This is a genomic window from Chelatococcus asaccharovorans (assembly GCF_003201475.1).
GTDB classification, from domain to species: domain Bacteria; phylum Pseudomonadota; class Alphaproteobacteria; order Rhizobiales; family Beijerinckiaceae; genus Chelatococcus; species Chelatococcus asaccharovorans.
In genome coordinates this window covers 1-1,486 of the sequence record NZ_QJJK01000040.1, presented here as the reverse complement: position 1 = coordinate 1,486, position 1,486 = coordinate 1, and the positions used below count along the sequence as shown (strand labels likewise).

The window sequence follows — 1,486 nt, the reverse complement described above, 5'->3', positions numbered from 1 at the left end:
CTCCTTGGCCCGGATGCGTTCGCGCAATGCCTTGAGCACGCAAAGCTCGTAGTCGATGAGTTTGATCCGCCCGTCCGAGATCAAGAAATCGCGCCATTTGGAGGGGATGACGCCGTCAATTGGAACGCCATCCTTGACGGTAAGCACGCGGCGTCGCTTGCGGCGCGCCAGGCGAATCCGTGCCAGCCCATCCAAAACGGGCCGGTGTATCGCGTTGTTCGAACGAAATTCCAGGACCTCGAGCAGCGGCGGAAGCATGCGCCGGTAGTGATTCGCATAGGAACCGCGCATCGTGTGATGGACCCGCTGCTCCCAGGCGCCCTGCGCCTTATATTCCGCCACGATCGCCTTGAGCTTCGTTTCGCCCGCCACCGGAAAGATCACATCGCGCACCGTGCCGTCGGGGTTTGAAGTTGCCGCCTCCGCAATGTCGGCCAGGAGCCGATCCTTGCCATAAACGCGTTCTATGTCGCGGGCCAGCAACGCCAGTGTTCTCCGCTCAGCCGTCACGCCGAGCCTATGAACGGTTTCAAGCAAGAGATCGACCAGCCCATCGGTGATTTCGGCCTCCCGCGCCATCAGAAAAAGCGCATACATGCCCAGCCGCCGTTCCGACGAATGCCGGCGCATCTCCCATGCCGTCTCCTGCGCAACACGGCGGCGGAGACGTTGAAGCAGCCGTGCGTCAACACCCACCAGCAGACTGCGCGGCAGGTCAAGCTGGTGAATGAACGACAATCTCGCCGCAGCCTTGAGAAAGCTTTCCAGGGCAATCCGGCCGGGATCGGCCTTGAGCGCGGCAAATCCGGCGGGCGAGTCGGGAGCGTTCAGCGACGTTTCCATCCGCTCGACCGTTTCCGGCGCAAGTGCCGCTAAAATCCGCGCCAGAAGGGCCGCCTCGAAACGTCGCGTCGCCGAGCGTATTAGCCGTTGCGACACCGACGGGCTCAGCGGCCGGACCTTGCGCGCCCAACACCACCGGTCGATCGCTTCGGTCATGACGCCGAGCTCGGCTCCGGTGCGCCCTATCTCCGTCTCAAGCCAATCCTGAAGCGCATCGAGATCACCTTCGTGCAGCGCGCGAACCCCAAGAAAGCCCAGGATTTCCGCGCGGTGGCGCTGGCCGTTGCGTCCTGACCAATCGTAATCGAACAATTCTATAACCGGCCGCTCGAGTTGCTCGCCGAGATAGCCTCTCGCCGCATCTGGAACCTCTCCTGCCGTGGCCGGAAAACGCCCAACGATCTGATAGAACTTCAACTGCGCCGCAAACCCCAACCGCAACGATCCCGATTTGCCCTCGATGCGCGCCAGTTCTTCAATCCCGAGGCTCCAGCAATCCGCAAGCTCCTGTCTGCTCCAGTTCCGGTCCATCGGCGTGTCCTCTTCCATCTGCCATCACGCCAATCCTAACCGGACCTTCAACTGTCGTTGCCGGAATGTTCCTTTCGTTGTCGTTTTTCAACAGCTATGAGGTCATTGGGCC

Annotated in this window: 1 protein-coding gene; it reads right to left on the bottom strand. The window is 61.5% G+C overall.

The window, feature by feature from the left end; translation table 11 throughout:
- A partial coding sequence (locus tag C7450_RS33420) for a DUF4158 domain-containing protein (protein ID WP_146227632.1) occupies nucleotides 1-1,392 on the bottom strand: 1,392 nt, incomplete at its 3' end.
- Nucleotides 1,393-1,486 lie beyond the last annotated feature (94 nt).